Origin of the sequence: Streptomyces sudanensis (genome assembly GCF_023614315.1) — a bacterium.
Lineage (GTDB): Bacteria > Actinomycetota > Actinomycetes > Streptomycetales > Streptomycetaceae > Streptomyces > Streptomyces sudanensis.
In genome coordinates this window covers 1,336,589-1,351,442 of sequence record NZ_CP095474.1, presented here as the reverse complement: position 1 = coordinate 1,351,442, position 14,854 = coordinate 1,336,589, and the positions used below count along the sequence as shown (strand labels likewise).

The following is a 14,854-nucleotide window of genomic DNA, read 5'->3' as shown; positions in this document are numbered from 1 at the left end:
TNNCTNCNTGNNATGTTTNNNNGGNGCCCCGCCCCGTACGGAGCCCGCGCCCGGTCGCCACCGCCCCGCTCCGGTCGCCGTCCGCTCCGGGCCCCCCGGTCGCCGTCCGGCCGGAGGGCGGGATGCCCGGGTAGAGCGGCGATGACCCCATTCGCCGGCCCGCCCGGTCGTGCTTCCGCGGTCTTCGCGGCGCCCGACTTTCGGATCGGGGACCGGGCCTGAAATAGTTCCCCCTCGATGATCGCCACCCCTGGACTCCCGACGACGGGGGTACCTCGGGGGACAACCACGTGGGGCATGGAGTGCCGGAACTCGTACTGGAACTGAACGGAAGGACCTGGACCCTCGATCCGTCCAGGTCGTACACCCTCGGGCGCGACCCGCAGGGTGAGGTGGTGATCGACGACGCCAGGGTCTCGTGGCGGCACGCCACGGTGAGCTGGGGCGGGAGGAGCTGGGTCATCGAGGACCACGGCTCCACCAACGGCACCTACGCACAGGGCCAGCGGATCCACCAGATGGAAATCGGACCGGGTGTCTCGGTGCACCTGGGCAACCCCACCGACGGCCCGCGGCTGGACTTCGCCGGTGCCGCCGGTGCCGCCGCCCATGCCGTGCCCGCCGGTGCGTACGACGCCCGGGCCCCGCACGCCCAGGCCGCCCACGCCCAGGCCGCGCAGCCCCAGGCCGCGCACGCCCAGGTCCCGCAGTCTCAGGCTCCGCAGGTCCAGCAGCCGTGGCCCGACCGGCAGCCGCAGCAGCCCCACGCGGCGCAGCCCCACCAGGAGCGGCCCGGTCCCCGACAGGTCCCACAGCAAGGTGGCGGCGGGGCGGTCCACAAGGCGCCCGGGCCCCCCGTCCACGGCGGGGACCGCAGCCCCACCACCTTCCACCAGCTGGCCCTGGGCCGCGTCATGCGCATCGGCCGCGCGCTCGAGAACGAACTGGTCGTCTCCGACCTCCAGGTATCGCGCCACCACGCCGAGTTCACGGCGCACCCCGACGGCCGCTTCGAGCTGCGCGACCTCGGTTCGCACAACGGCACGTACGTCAACGGCCAGCCGATGGCGAAGTCGGGGACCGTCCTCATCGGCCCCAACGACATCGTGGGTGTCGGCCACTCGACGTTCCGGATCGTCGGCGACCGCCTGGAGGAGTTCGTCGACACCGGCGAGGTCTCCTTCTCGGCCCGGCACCTCACCGTCACCGTCGACGGCGGCAAGCAGATCCTCAAGGACGTCTCCTTCGGCGTCCCGGAGAAGTCGCTGATCGGCGTCATCGGCCCGTCCGGTTCCGGCAAGTCGACGCTCCTCAAGGCGCTCACCGGCTACCGCCCCGCCGACCAGGGCGACGTCCTGTACGACAACCGCAGCCTCTACAAGCAGTTCGCCGAGCTGCGCCAGCGCATCGGCCTGGTCCCGCAGGACGACATCCTCCACAAGGAGCTGACCGTCCAGAAGGCCCTGCGGTACGCGGCGAAGCTCCGCTTTCCGGGCGACACCGCCACGGCCGAGCGCGAGGCCCGGATCGACGAGGTGCTGCGCGAGCTGAAGCTGGACATCCACAAGGAGAAGAAGGTCACCTCCCTCTCCGGCGGCCAGCGCAAGCGCGTGTCCGTGGCCCTGGAGCTGCTGACCAAGCCGTCCCTGATCTTCCTGGACGAGCCGACCTCCGGTCTCGACCCGGGTATGGACCGCGACGTCATGCAGCTGCTGCGCGGTCTCGCCGACGACGGCCGCACGGTCCTGGTCGTCACCCACTCCGTCGCCGAGCTGGCGCTCTGCGACAAGCTGCTGGTGATGGCGCCCGGCGGTTCGGTGGCCTACTTCGGCCCGCCCGAGGAGGCGCTGAACTTCTTCGGGTACGAGACGTGGGCGGACGTGTTCTCCGCCTTCGAGAACTACCGCGACTACGACTGGGCCGGCCGCTGGAAGGGCTCCCAGCACTACCAGCTGTACGCGGCCGACATCGACGCCGTCGCCGCGCAGCCGGTCCAGATGCCGGCGCAGTCCGCGGCCAAGCCGCCCAAGCCGCAGAGCTGGGGCGCGCAGCTGTGGACCCTGATCCGCCGGTACGTCTCGGTGATCGCCTCCGACCGCGGCTTCCTCGCCCTGATGGTCATCCTCCCGGCGGTCCTCGGCGCGGTCTCCGTGGTCATCCCGGCCGACTTCGGCCTCGCCCCGCCGAAGCCGCCGTCGCGGTTCAACGGCGACGCCGGAACGATCATGCTCATCCTCGCGGTCGGCATGTGCTTCTCGGGCGCCGCCAACTCCGTGCGGGAGCTGATCAAGGAACGGGTGATCTACGAACGGGAACGCGCCACCGGCCTGTCCCGTTCGGCGTACCTGATGTCCAAGGTGATCGTCCTCGGCCTCATCACGGCCTTCCAGGGCGTCATCATCTGCGCCATCGGCTTCACCCCGCGCGAGCTGCCCGCCGAGGGCCTGATCATGCCGCCCGCCGTCGAGCTGTGCGTCGTCGTCATCGCGCTCGGCCTGACGTCGATGATGGTCGGCCTGGTCATCTCGTCCCTGGTGAAGACCGCCGAGAAGACCATGCCGCTGCTGGTCATGTTCGCGATCGTCCAGGTCGTCTTCACCGGCATCCTGTTCAAGGTCTACGGCTCGCCGGGCCTGGAGCAGTTCGCCTGGCTCATGCCGTCCCGCTGGGCCATCGCCGGTGCGGGCGCCACCCTCGACCTGGCGCACCTCATGCCGCCGTGGGACCACCAGAACCCCACCGACCTGGACCCGCTGTGGGACCACAGCGCCGGCCAGTGGGGGATGAACGTGGCGGTGCTGGTCGTCATGGCCGCCGTCCTGGGCTTCGTCGTGGCGCGCCTGCTGCGCCGCCACGAGCCGGAGGTCATGCGGAAGTGACCCGCGCCGCGCGCGCGTGAAGGGCGGCACCCCGCCGGGGGTGCCGCCCTCGTCCGTGCCCGCGCCGGATCAGTACGCGCTGTCCACGTTGTCCATGGAGCCGTAGCGGTCCGCGGCGTAGTTGCACGCGGCGACGATGTTGGCGACCGGGTCCCACTGGCTCTTCTTGGTGCCGGGGACGTGGTACGCGTCGAAGGTCGGCTTGATGACCTGGAGCAGGCCGATCGACGGGACGCCGTTGCGGGCGTTGATGTCCCAGTCGTTGATCGCGTTCGGGTTGCCGCTGGACTCCCGCATGATGTTGCGGTGGATGCCCTCGTAGCTGCCGGGGATGTCGTGCTTCTCCATGATGTCCAGCGCCTCGCGGATCCATCCGTCGAGGTTGTTCGCGTAGACCGGCGTGCGGGCGGCGGCGCGGCTCGCGGCGGCCTGGGCGGCGGCGCGCTCCTTGGCGGCGGTCTCGGCCTTCGCCTTCGCCACGGCGGCCTTCAGCTTGGCGGCGGCCTCCGCCTTGGCCTTCGTCGCGGCGGCGGTCTCGGCCTTCGCCTTGGCCGCGGCCTCGGCCTTCACCTCGAACGCCGACTTCTGCCCGGCGATGCCGGCCTGCAGGTCCGCGGTCCGGTAACCGCTCCAGGCGGCGGCCGGGGCGGCGGCCACCTCCTTGACCTCCGACTCGGCCGAGGCGGAGCCCGGCACCACCGAGAGGGAGAGGGCGGTGGCGCCGACGGCGGCCACGGCGGCCAGGGAGAGCTTGTGGTTCTTCTTGAGACGGCTGAGACCAGGAGTGCTGGACGGGAACATACAGTCGTACCTCTTCGAATCGCGGAAGTCGCACGCCGGGGCGGCGCTACGCCGGACTTGGCGGGCGACGGCAGTAATTCTTAGCGACTGCGAAAACCCCTGGCAAAGCTGTGACCTACGACCTCGGCTAGTGGATCGGGAGGTGCGACAGGTGGGCAAATTCGGGCAAACATGCTCGTATGACCAGGGCGATTCGTCCGGTTAAGGTGCCACTACGGAGTTTCGTACGTGATCTGGGCCCTATGTGCGGCCTCACATCGGGAGCCCGACCGGTTCACGTGAGGTTGCGATGGCAATGCCCTGCGTGAGGGGCTTCTGAGGTGTCGTGGCGCCTGCGGAAGACCTAGGTCCTCCGTCCCGGACGCCGCCGCCCGCAGGCGGATACGGGCCGCCGCACCCCCTGGGTACGGTGGTCGCATGATCGGACGACCCCGCTCCGGCCTCGCCGCGGTGAGCACGGCCCTGCTGGAGATGAGCAGGCAGCTGGAGGTCCGCGACGTCCTCAAGACCATCGTGGCCTCCGCCCGCGAGCTGCTCGACGCCGAGTACGCGGCGCTCGGCGTCCCGGACGACCACGGGGGCTTCGCCCAGTTCGTGGTCGACGGGATCAGCGACGAGCAGTGGAAGGCCATCGGCCCCCTGCCCCGCCAGCACGGCATCCTCGCCGCGATGCTCCACGGCGAGCGGCCCGAACGCCTCGCCGACGTCCGCCGGGACCCACGCTTCGGGGGCTGGCCCTCCGCCCATCCCGACATGTCCGACTTCCTCGGCCTGCCCGTCCGCGACGGCGACGAGACGATCGCCGCCCTGTTCCTCGCGAACAAGCGCTGCCCCTCGCCCGGCGGCGGCTGCGGCTTCACCGCCGAGGACGAGGAACTCCTCGGCATCCTCGCCCAGCACGCCGCCATCGCCCTCACCAACGCCCGCCTCCACGAGCGCAGCCGCGAGCTGACCATCGCCGAGGAGCGCTCCCGCCTCGCCCACGAACTGCACGACGCGGTGAGCCAGAAGCTGTTCTCCCTGCGGCTCACCGCCCAGGCCGCCGCCGCCCTCGTCGACCGGGACCCCGTCCGCGCCAGGACCGAGCTCCAGCAGGTCGCCGTTCTCGCCGCGGAGGCCGCCGACGAACTGCGGGCCGCGGTGGTCGAACTGCGCCCCGCCGCGCTCGAGGAGGACGGCCTGGTCCACACCCTGCGTGCCCACGTCCAGGTCCTCGACCGGGCCCACACCGCCCGCATCACCTTCGACGGGGGCGGCATACGGGCCCTGCCCGCCTCCCAGGAGGAGGCGCTGCTCCGCGTGGCCCAGGAGGCCCTGCACAACGCCCTGCGCCACTCCGGGGCCGGCGAGGTCGCCGTCCGGCTCGCCCGGCACGGCCAGGGCGCCCGCCTCACCGTCGCCGACGACGGCAGGGGCTTCGACCCGCGTGCGATCCGCCGCGCCGGCCGCCACCTGGGGCTGGTGTCCATGCGGGACCGGGCGAGCGGCGTCGGCGGCCGGCTCGCCGTGCACTCGGCACCCGGCGAGGGCACCACGATCGAGATGGAGGTTCCCGGTGGCTGACGAGGAGAAGGACCGCACCGCGGGCGCGGGGGAGGGGCGGGTCATCCGCGTCCTCCTCGTCGACGACCACCAGGTCGTCCGCCGCGGGCTGCGCACCTTCCTGGAGGTCCAGGACGACATCGAGGTCGTCGGCGAGGCCGCGGACGGCGCGGAGGGCGTCGCCCGTACGGAGGAGCTGCGCCCCGACGTCGTCCTCATGGACGTGAAGATGCCCGGCACGGACGGCATCGAGGCCCTCCGCAGGCTCCGCGAGCTGGGCAACCCGGCGAAGGTGCTGGTCGTCACCAGCTTCACCGAGCAGCGCACGGCCGTCCCCGCCCTGCGCGCCGGCGCCACCGGGTACGTCTACAAGGACGTCGACCCGGACGCCCTGGCCGGCGCCATCCGCGCCGTCCACGCCGGACACGTCCTGCTCCAGCCGGAGGTGGCGGGGGCACTGCTCGGCCAGGACCAGGCGAACGGCGGGTCCGGGGGGCGCGGCGGCACCCTCACCGAGCGGGAGCGCGAGGTCCTCGGCCTGATCGCCGACGGCCGCTCCAACAGGGAGATCGCCCGCGCGCTCGTCCTGTCCGAGAAGACCGTGAAGACCCACGTCTCCAACATCCTCATGAAGCTGGACCTCGCCGACCGCACCCAGGCCGCCCTGTGGGCCGTACGCCACGGCCTGACCGCCTGACCGCCTGACCGCCTGACCGCCTGACCGCCTGACCGCCCGACCGCTCGGGCCCGGCCGCCCGGCCGGTCCCGCACCGGGCCCGGCCGCCACCGCCCGGACGTCCCGGCCCCTCAGGGACGGCCGCGCTCCCGCTCCTCCACGTACGCGTTGAACGCCGCGACCCGCGCCCGCCGCGCCACCCGCTCCACCGGCCGCAGCGCCTCCGTCCGCGCCGCCATCTCCGACGCGCTCACCGCACCGCCGTGCCCGCCCCCNACNGCNNGCGNNGNGCNGCCGNNNNACCCGCCGCGCCAGCTCCAGCACCCGCGCCGCCCTCGGCGGGTACCCCGGCGCCAGCACCTCGCCCCCGGCATCCGCCCGCGCCCGGTAGGCGTCCAGGGCGGCCTCCGCGACCGGGCCCGAGGCCGCCACGTTCAGCCGCGTCAGCACCGCCGTGGCCTCCCTCAGCGCCTCCGCCAGCTCCCGCTCCGCCTCGCCCAGCGACGGCACGTCCGCCGCGGGCGCCTGCCGCACCGGCAGGCAGTGCCACACGACCCCGACGTGCACGTCCCCGGCCGGGCCCGCCCCGGTCACCTCCGGCACGAGCCCGAACCCGGCCCCGTGCCCGACCGCCGCCTCGCCCGCGTCGAGCGCCCGCGCGTTGAACTCCGGCGGCCCGCTCAACCCCAGCGGATGCCCCGGCACGGGCAGCGCCACCCGCCACCCGGCGACCCCCAGCGACCGCAGCCGCCCCAGGGCCAGGGTCAGCCCCACGGGCCCCGGCTCACCCGGCAGGCCCGCCACGCGGTGCGGCGCGTCGTCGCCGACGATCGCGCCCACCGCCTCGTCCGGCGACACCAACCCGGCCAGCAGGGCGTTCCCCCATGCGGCCAACCGTCCTGAACGTGGTTCCGAAAGCATGGCTCCCAGCCTAGGTACCGGCCCCCACGAGTACGGCCCCCGCCGTCGGTGGCGTAGGTTTTCCCAGGGAACCCGCGCCCGCCGCTCCGCGGCGATCCGCACGGGGACGACGACGAAGCGACGACCGCAAGGGGAGACAACGCGCTCATGGGCGATGTACTGGAGCTGGTGGACGTATCCGTGGTCCGCGACGGACGCGCTCTGGTGGACGGGGTCTCCTGGTCGGTCGAGGAGGGCGAGCGCTGGGCCGTCCTCGGCCCCAACGGCGCCGGCAAGACCACCCTCCTGAACGTCGCCTCCACCTACCTCTTCCCCACCCGCGGCACCGTCCGCGTCCTCGGCGAGCAGCTCGGCAAGGTCGACGTCTTCGACCTGCGCCCCCGCGTCAGCATGGCCGGCATCGCCATGGCCGAGAAGCTGCCCGGGCGGCAGACCGTCCTCCAGACCGTCCTCACCGCGGCGTACGGCATGACCGCCACCTGGCGGGAGGACTACGAGGCCGTCGACGAGGACCGCGCCCGCGCCTTCCTCGACCGCCTCGGCATGTCCGAATTCCTGGACCGCAGGTTCGGCACCCTCTCCGAGGGCGAGCGCAAGCGGACCCTCATCGCCCGCGCCCTGATGACCGACCCCGAGCTCCTCCTCCTCGACGAGCCCGCCGCCGGCCTCGACCTCGGCGGCCGCGAGGACCTCGTCCGCCGCCTCGGCCGCCTCGCCCGCGACCCGCACGCCCCCTCCATGATCATGGTCACGCACCACGTCGAGGAGGTCCCGCCGGGCTTCACCCACGTCCTGATGATCCGTCAGGGCAAGGTGCTCGCCGCCGGCCCCGTCGAGACCGAACTGACCTCCCGCAACCTCAGCCGCTGCTTCGGCCTGCCCCTCGTCGTCGAGCGCGTCGGCGACCGCTACACCGCCCAGGGCCTCCCGCTCGGCTGACCCCGCCGCACGCGCCCCGGGGCCGCGGGGCGTACGGCCGCCGGGGAGCCGGAGGCCCACCCGCCGGCTCCGGGGCCCCCTGTCCCCGGCGGGCCCGCGCGCCTACGATGACGGCGTGGACATCGACGCATGGGTCTGGTGGCTGATCGCGGCGGTGGGACTGGGCATCCCGCTCGTCATCACCGCGATGCCCGAATTCGGCATGTTCTCCCTGGGGGCGGTCGCGGGCGCCGCCACCGCGGGACTCGGCTTCGGAGTGGTGGCCCAGGTCATCGTCTTCGTCGTCGTGTCCGTCGCGCTCCTCGCCGTCGTACGGCCCATCGCGGCCCGGCAGCGCCGGGGGCAGCCGGCCCACGCCACCGGCGTGGACGCCCTGAAGGGCCGTCAGGCCCTCGTCCTGGAGACGGTCGACGCCTCCGGAGGGCGCGTTAAGCTCGCCGGCGAGGTCTGGTCCGCCCGCTCCTACGCCCCCGACCAGGTCTTCGAACCGGGCAGCCAGGTCGACGTCATCGACATCGACGGGGCGACCGCCGTCGTCATGTGACACGCCGTCACACGGCGTCGCGCAGAGGCAGATCGCCGGGGCAACCGGCCGAACCGCCCACATGACCGCCCGACGTCTGGGAAAATCGATCACGGACAACAACCGGCAGCGAAGGGCACGGGGAGCACGATGCCATCAGTCATCATCGTTCTGGTCATCCTGGTGGTGCTAGTCTTCATCGCCCTGATCAAGACGATCCAGGTCATCCCACAAGCCAGCGCCGCCATCGTGGAACGCTTCGGCCGCTACACCCGCACCCTCAACGCGGGCCTCAACATCGTCGTCCCGTTCATCGACACGATCCGCAACCGCATCGACCTGCGCGAACAGGTCGTCCCCTTCCCGCCCCAGCCCGTCATCACCCAGGACAACCTGGTCGTCAACATCGACACGGTCATTTACTACCAGGTGACCGACGCCCGCGCCGCGACGTACGAGGTCGCCAGCTACATCCAGGCGATCGAGCAGCTCACCGTCACCACCCTGCGCAACATCATCGGCGGCATGGACCTGGAGCGCACCCTCACCTCCCGCGAGGAGATCAACGCCGCCCTCCGCGGCGTCCTCGACGAGGCCACCGGCAAGTGGGGCATCCGCGTCAACCGCGTGGAACTCAAGGCCATCGAGCCGCCCACCTCCATCCAGGACTCGATGGAGAAGCAGATGCGCGCCGACCGCGACAAGCGCGCCGCGATCCTCACCGCCGAGGGAATCCGCCAGTCCCAGATCCTCACCGCGGAGGGCGAGAAGCAGTCCGCGATCCTCCGCGCCGAGGGCGAGGCCAAGGCGGCGGCCCTGCGCGCCGAGGGCGAGGCCCAGGCGGTCCGCACCGTCTTCGAGGCCATCCACGCGGGCGACCCCGACCAGAAGCTGCTCTCCTACCAGTACCTCCAGATGCTCCCGAAGATCGCCGAGGGCGACGCCAACAAGCTCTGGATCGTGCCCAGCGAGATCGGCGACGCCCTCAAGGGCCTCTCCGGGGCCTTCGGCAACCTCGGCAACGGCGCCTCCGGCTTCGACACCTCCTCGAAGGAACGACACCGGCAGGACCCCGCCTCCGACTGACCGGGAACCACCCCCCGGTCGACCCGCTCCGGTGCCCTCGTGCATGATCGGTTCACCCACCACCGATTCCGCACGGGGGCACAGTGACGCTCTGGGAGATGCTCGCCGTCTTCGCCGCCGGTGTCGGCGCGGGCACCATCAACACGATCGTCGGATCGGGCACGCTCATCACGTTCCCCGTCCTCCTCGCCACCGGCCTCCCCCCGGTCACCGCCACGGTCTCCAACGCCCTCGGCCTGATCCCCGGATCCATCAGCGGGGCCATCGGCTACCGCGCCGAACTCACCGGCCAGCGCGACCGCGTCCTGCGCCTCGCCGTCGCCGCCGCCGTCGGCGGACTCGGCGGCGCCGCCCTCCTCACCGTCCTCCCCGCCACCGCCTTCGAGACGGTCGTCCCCGTCCTCGTCACCCTGGCGCTGGTCCTCGTCGTCCTCCAGCCCCGCATCACCCGCGCCGTCCAGGCCCGCCGCGAACGCGCCGGCCACACCGGCACCCCCCGCCACGGCGGCCCCCTCCTCTTCACCGGCCTGCTCCTGGCCAGCGTCTACGGCGGGTACTTCACCGCCGCCCAGGGAATCGTCTACCTCTCCCTCATGGGCATGCTGCTCGACGACACCCTCCAGCGCCTCAACGCCGCGAAGAACATCCTCGCGGCCGTCGTCAACACCGTCGCCGCCCTGTTCTTCGTCTTCACCGCCCACTTCGACTGGACCGCCGTCGCCCTCATCGCCGTCGGCTCCACCATCGGCGGCCAGCTCGGAGCCCGCGTCGGCCGGCGCCTGCCCGCCAGGGTCCTCCGCGTCGTGATCGTCGTCATCGGCGGCGCCGCGATCCTCCAGCTCACCACCCGATGACCGAGAAGCCCGCCCCGGCCGCACACCGGGGACGGGCTCCACCCGCGACCGCGCTCAGGCGGCCGCGGCCTCCGGCCGCTGGACCGCCAGCCACTCCGGCAGCTCCGACCGCTCACCGGCCCGCAGCGCCAGCAGCATCGCGTCCGCGGGACTCGGCACGAACGGCCGGCGCAGCAGCGGCATGTCCGCCTCCTCCGGCGTACGGTCCGCCTTGCGGTGGTTGTCCTCCGCGCACGACGCGACCGTGTTCAGCCAGGAGTCCGCACCCCCCTGCGACCGCGGCACGACGTGGTCGACCGTCGTCGCGCGCCGCCCGCAGTACGCGCACCGGTACTGGTCCCGCACCAGCACACCCCGCCGCGACCACGGCGCGTGTCTTCGGAACGGCACCCGCACGTACCGGCACAACCTGATCACCCGCGGCACCGGCAGCTCGACCTGGGCCGCCCGCAGCCGGAGCTCCGGATGGGCCTGCTCCACGACGGCCTTGTCCTGCAGCACCAGCACCACCGCCCGGTGCAGCGACACCGTCGACAGCGGCTCGAAGCTCGCGTTGAGAACCAGCGTGTCCCGCATTGCGCCCACCTCCGTGTGCCGGCCGTCCCCCTGACGCGCCTGGACCAACTCTGGAGGGGCGGCACCGAACGGGACAACGCAATATCCGCAGGCAAGAAAATGCCCGCCCCCGGCCTCACACGGGCCAGGGGCGGGCGAACGGAAGGCGAACGTTCAGCCCTCCGCGGGTGTCTCGTACTCCCCGACCAACTGCGCCCGCGCCAGCGTGTGGAACCGCAGGTTGAAGCCGACGGCGGCCGGGGTCGCGTCGGAGTCCGGCCCCAACCGCTCCCGGTCCACCGCGTACACGGTGAAGACGTACCGGTGGGGGCCGTCCCCGGGCGGAGGCGCGGCACCGCCGAAGTCCTTCGACCCGTAGTCGTTGCGGACGTGCACCGCACCCTCGGGCAGCCCCTCGAAGCCCCCGCCCCCCGCGCCCGCCGGCAGCTCCGTCACGGACGCCGGGATGTCGAACAGCACCCAGTGCCAGAACCCGCTGCCCGTCGGCGCGTCCGGGTCGAAGCACGTCACGGCGAAGCTCTTCGTCTCCGCCGGAAAGCCCTCCCAGCGCAGGTGCGGGGAGGTGTTCCCCTTCGCGTGCACCTGCGCGTCCGCCAGCACGCCCCCCGGCGCGACGTCGTCGCTCACCACGGTGAACGACGGCACCGGCGGGTGGAAGTCATGGGGGAGCGGCGGCCTCTTCGCCTCGGTCACGTCAGAACCTCCGATCATTGGGGATCTTCACCCCCGAGCCTAGAGCCAGCTGCGGCGCCCGCCGACGTCGGCGAGCCACTGGTTGAGGTACGCCGCCCAGTCGGTGCTCTGGTAGTCGTCCAGCCGGACCACGAAGCAGCGGTACGAGTCGCTGCCCTCGCTGAAGAGCCCGGCCTTCTTGTCCATCTCCAGCACCACGTCCATCTCCCGCCCGTCGGCGACGAAGGACAGCTCGACCTGGTTCAGCCCCCGGTAGTGCTGCGGCGGCAGGAACTCGATCTCCTGGTAGAACGGCAGCCGCTGCCGCGTCCCGCGGATGTGCCCCTGCTCCATGTCGGCGCTCCTGAGGCGGAACCCCAGCCGCACGAACGCGTCGAGGATCGCCTGCTGCGCCGGCAGCGGGTGCACGCTGATCGGGTCCAGGTCGCCGGAGTCCACGGCCCGCGCGATCGCCAGCTCCGTCCTCACCCCGATCTCCATGCCGTGCAGCCGCTGCCCGCCGATGCAGTTGACGGGCATCTCCCACGGGATCTCCAGCCCGAACGGCACGACGTGCACGGCGCCGGCCTGGACGGTGAAGGAACCGCCGATCTGCGTCCTGCCGAACTCGACGTCCTGCCTCACCTCCTGGTCGCCGCCCTCGACCTCGACCCGGGCCTGGAATCCGAGCGACAGGCTCTGGACCTCCTGCGCGACCGAACCGCCCTGGATCCGCACCTCGCCCTGGACGACGCCGCCGGGCACCACGTTCGACTCGGTCAGCACGGTCTCGACGCCGGCCCCGCCCGCCCCCAGGCTCGCGAGCAGCTTTTTGAAGCCCATGTCCACTCCTTCTCGGTCCTCGGCCCACTTACGCGTACGCCGGGAAGACCGTAGCCGGTTCCCGGCGCCACCCGGGTACGCTCGTTCAACATGATCGAGAGCCTCGACCGCACGCCGCTGCCCCGGGACTTCTTCGACCGCCCCGTACTGGAGGTCGCCCCGGACCTGCTCGGCCGGACCCTCGTACGGATGACGGACGACGGCCCCATCGAACTCCGCCTCACGGAGGTGGAGGCGTACGCGGGCGAAGCCGACCCCGGTTCGCACGCCTACCGCGGCCGCACGGCGAGGAACGCCGTCATGTTCGGCCCGCCCGGCCACGTGTACGTCTACTTCACCTACGGAATGTGGCACTGCATGAACCTGGTGTGCGGCCCGGAGGGCACCGCGAGCGGGGTCCTGTTGCGCGCGGGGGAGGTCCGCACCGGCCACGAGCTGGCCCGGCGCCGCCGCCTCTCGGCCCGGTACGACGGGGAACTGGCCAAGGGGCCGGCCCGACTCGCCACGGCACTGGACGTCGACCGCACCCTGGACGGCGCCGACGCCTGCGCCGGCCCGGACTCCCCGCTGTCGGTGCTGACGGGTGTCCCCGCCGCCCCCGACCGGATACGCATCGGTCCGCGCACCGGCGTGGGCGGCGAGGGAGCGGTGCACCCCTGGCGGTTCTGGATCGACGGGGACCCGACGGTGAGCCCGTACCGGGCGCACACACCGCGCCGGAGGAGGGCTTGACTCCGAGGGTCGGGGCACCTAAGCTCGACCGAGCCGCAGGAGCCGGGGCACGCTGTATCAGCACCCCTGGAGCGGCCACACCTCTACCAAAGCGATCTTCCCCCTGACGGGACGGGTTTCGGCATGCCGGAATTCATTTCGAAGGGCTCGATTATGAGCACCGCGGGGAATCCGCTAAAGTAGGGGAAAGCCGAAAGGCGGAGGCCTTCCAATCGGCCGCTGGAATCGGAATCCGGACCGGGAACGGGACGGAAAACGGATCTGGTAAGGTTGGAAACACCGAAGGGAAAGCGCCCGGAGGAAAGCCTGCCGGAAGTTCTGGTGGGTGAGTACGAAGGAAGCGTTCGTTCCTTGAGAACTCAACAGCGTGCCAAAAATCAACGCCAGATATGTTGATAACCCCGTCTCTGCAGGGATCTGCGGGGATGTGGTTCCTTTGAAGAACACAGCGAGGATGCTGAGGACCGGGGGGATCATTCCTTTCCCTGGTTCCGCTCGACGCGAGTGGTTCGCCCCGATCACGGGGAGACATTCACGGAGAGTTTGATCCTGGCTCAGGACGAACGCTGGCGGCGTGCTTAACACATGCAAGTCGAACGATGAACCCGCTTCGGTGGGGGATTAGTGGCGAACGGGTGAGTAACACGTGGGCAATCTGCCCTGCACTCTGGGACAAGCCCTGGAAACGGGGTCTAATACCGGATACGACCGCTTCGGGCATCCGATGGCGGTGGAAAGCTCCGGCGGTGCAGGATGAGCCCGCGGCCTATCAGCTTGTTGGTGAGGTAACGGCTCACCAAGGCGACGACGGGTAGCCGGCCTGAGAGGGCGACCGGCCACACTGGGACTGAGACACGGCCCAGACTCCTACGGGAGGCAGCAGTGGGGAATATTGCACAATGGGCGCAAGCCTGATGCAGCGACGCCGCGTGAGGGATGACGGCCTTCGGGTTGTAAACCTATNCCGCAGGGAAGAAGCGCAAGTGACGGTACCTGCAGAAGAAGCGCCGGCTAACTACGTGCCAGCAGCCGCGGTAATACGTAGGGCGCAAGCGTTGTCCGGAATTATTGGGCGTAAAGAGCTCGTAGGCGGCTTGTCGCGTCGGATGTGAAAGCCCGGGCTTAACTCGGGGTCTGCATTCGATACGGGCAGGCTAGAGTGTGGTAGGGGAGATCGGAATTCCTGGTGTAGCGGTGAAATGCGCAGATATCAGGAGGAACACCGGTGGCGAAGGCGGATCTCTGGGCCATTACTGACGCTGAGGAGCGAAAGCGTGGGGAGCGAACAGGATTAGATACCCTGGTAGTCCACGCCGTAAACGTTGGGAACTAGGTGTTGGCGACATTCCACGTCGTCGGTGCCGCAGCTAACGCATTAAGTTCCCCGCCTGGGGAGTACGGCCGCAAGGCTAAAACTCAAAGGAATTGACGGGGCCCGCACAAGCAGCGGAGCATGTGGCTTAATTCGACGCAACGCGAAGAACCTTACCAAGGCTTGACATATACCGGAAACGGCCAGAGATGGTCGCCCCCTTGTGGTCGGTATACAGGTGGTGCATGGCTGTCGTCAGCTCGTGTCGTGAGATGTTGGGTTAAGTCCCGCAACGAGCGCAACCCTTGTTCTGTGTTGCCAGCATGCCCTTCGGGGTGATGGGGACTCACAGGAGACTGCCGGGGTCAACTCGGAGGAAGGTGGGGACGACGTCAAGTCATCATGCCCCTTATGTCTTGGGCTGCACACGTGCTACAATGGCCGGTACAAAGAGCTGCGAAGCCGTGAGGCGGAGCGAATCNCAAAANCCGGTCNCNG

13 protein-coding genes and 1 rRNA gene (1 of these 14 only partly in view) are annotated in these 14,854 nt (G+C 70.9%); 9 read left to right on the top strand and 5 right to left on the bottom strand.

Annotation, left to right across the window (positions count from 1 at the left end; genetic code table 11):
* The first annotated feature begins 290 nt into the window (after window positions 1-290).
* A complete protein-coding gene (locus MW084_RS06165) occupies window positions 291-2,879 on the top strand; it encodes an ABC transporter ATP-binding protein/permease (RefSeq protein WP_275563505.1) in 2,589 nt (862 codons plus the stop codon).
* Between the two features lie 69 nt (window positions 2,880-2,948).
* On the opposite strand, the gene MW084_RS06160 is transcribed toward MW084_RS06165, so the two are convergent.
* The gene (locus MW084_RS06160; RefSeq protein WP_010468863.1) at window positions 2,949-3,680 is read right to left on the bottom strand and encodes a transglycosylase SLT domain-containing protein; all 732 of its coding nucleotides are present in this window, start codon (window positions 3,678-3,680) and stop codon (window positions 2,949-2,951) included.
* A 417-nt stretch (window positions 3,681-4,097) separates the two neighbouring features.
* On the opposite strand from MW084_RS06160, the gene MW084_RS06155 reads away from it, so the two are divergent.
* Window positions 4,098-5,243, top strand: a complete 1,146-nt coding sequence (locus MW084_RS06155; RefSeq protein WP_010468862.1) for a GAF domain-containing sensor histidine kinase — start codon at window positions 4,098-4,100, stop codon at window positions 5,241-5,243.
* The gene (locus MW084_RS06150) at window positions 5,236-5,919 is read left to right on the top strand and encodes a response regulator (protein WP_010468860.1); all 684 of its coding nucleotides are present in this window, start codon (window positions 5,236-5,238) and stop codon (window positions 5,917-5,919) included. Before MW084_RS06155 ends, MW084_RS06150 begins: the two co-directional genes overlap by 8 nt.
* A 280-nt stretch (window positions 5,920-6,199) precedes the next feature.
* Here MW084_RS06150 and MW084_RS06145 read toward each other — a convergent pair.
* On the bottom strand, window positions 6,200-6,819 hold a 620-nt coding region (locus MW084_RS06145), incomplete at its 3' end, for a hypothetical protein (protein WP_275563504.1).
* A gap of 147 nt (window positions 6,820-6,966) precedes the next feature.
* On the opposite strand from MW084_RS06145, the gene MW084_RS06140 reads away from it, so the two are divergent.
* The 4 genes from MW084_RS06140 to MW084_RS06125 all read left to right on the top strand — a co-directional run bounded on the left by MW084_RS06140 (window position 6,967) and on the right by MW084_RS06125 (window position 10,221).
* Window positions 6,967-7,758, top strand: a complete 792-nt coding sequence (locus tag MW084_RS06140; RefSeq protein ID WP_010468857.1) for an ABC transporter ATP-binding protein — start codon at window positions 6,967-6,969, stop codon at window positions 7,756-7,758.
* A gap of 115 nt (window positions 7,759-7,873) precedes the next feature.
* Window positions 7,874-8,302 carry an NfeD family protein gene (locus MW084_RS06135; RefSeq protein ID WP_010468855.1) on the top strand — a complete coding sequence of 143 codons (429 nt, stop codon included), beginning with the start codon at window positions 7,874-7,876 and terminating at the stop codon, window positions 8,300-8,302.
* A 129-nt stretch (window positions 8,303-8,431) separates the two neighbouring features.
* Entirely contained in the window at window positions 8,432-9,367 is a 936-nt protein-coding gene (locus MW084_RS06130) for an SPFH domain-containing protein (RefSeq protein WP_010468852.1), read from the top strand.
* 83 nt (window positions 9,368-9,450) lie between these two features.
* On the top strand, window positions 9,451-10,221 hold the full coding sequence (locus MW084_RS06125) for a sulfite exporter TauE/SafE family protein (protein ID WP_010468851.1): 771 nt from the start codon (window positions 9,451-9,453) through the stop codon (window positions 10,219-10,221).
* A 54-nt stretch (window positions 10,222-10,275) separates the two neighbouring features.
* Here MW084_RS06125 and MW084_RS06120 read toward each other — a convergent pair whose 3' ends face one another.
* The 3 genes from MW084_RS06120 to MW084_RS06110 all read right to left on the bottom strand — a co-directional run bounded on the left by MW084_RS06120 (window position 10,276) and on the right by MW084_RS06110 (window position 12,312).
* Window positions 10,276-10,797 carry an HNH endonuclease gene (locus MW084_RS06120; RefSeq protein WP_010468849.1) on the bottom strand — a complete coding sequence of 174 codons (522 nt, stop codon included), beginning with the start codon at window positions 10,795-10,797 and terminating at the stop codon, window positions 10,276-10,278.
* A gap of 153 nt (window positions 10,798-10,950) precedes the next feature.
* A complete protein-coding gene (locus MW084_RS06115; RefSeq protein ID WP_010468847.1) occupies window positions 10,951-11,490 on the bottom strand; it encodes a YbhB/YbcL family Raf kinase inhibitor-like protein in 540 nt (179 codons plus the stop codon).
* Window positions 11,491-11,529: 39 nt separating this feature from the next.
* Window positions 11,530-12,312, bottom strand: a complete 783-nt coding sequence (locus MW084_RS06110; protein WP_010468845.1) for a sporulation protein — start codon at window positions 12,310-12,312, stop codon at window positions 11,530-11,532.
* 90 nt (window positions 12,313-12,402) lie between these two features.
* On the opposite strand from MW084_RS06110, the gene MW084_RS06105 reads away from it, so the two are divergent.
* Together MW084_RS06105 and MW084_RS06100 are read left to right on the top strand one after the other, a co-directional pair.
* Entirely contained in the window at window positions 12,403-13,044 is a 642-nt protein-coding gene (locus MW084_RS06105; RefSeq protein ID WP_010468843.1) for a DNA-3-methyladenine glycosylase, read from the top strand.
* A 531-nt stretch (window positions 13,045-13,575) separates the two neighbouring features.
* Window positions 13,576-14,854 (top strand): 16S ribosomal RNA (locus MW084_RS06100) (it continues 244 nt past the right edge of the window).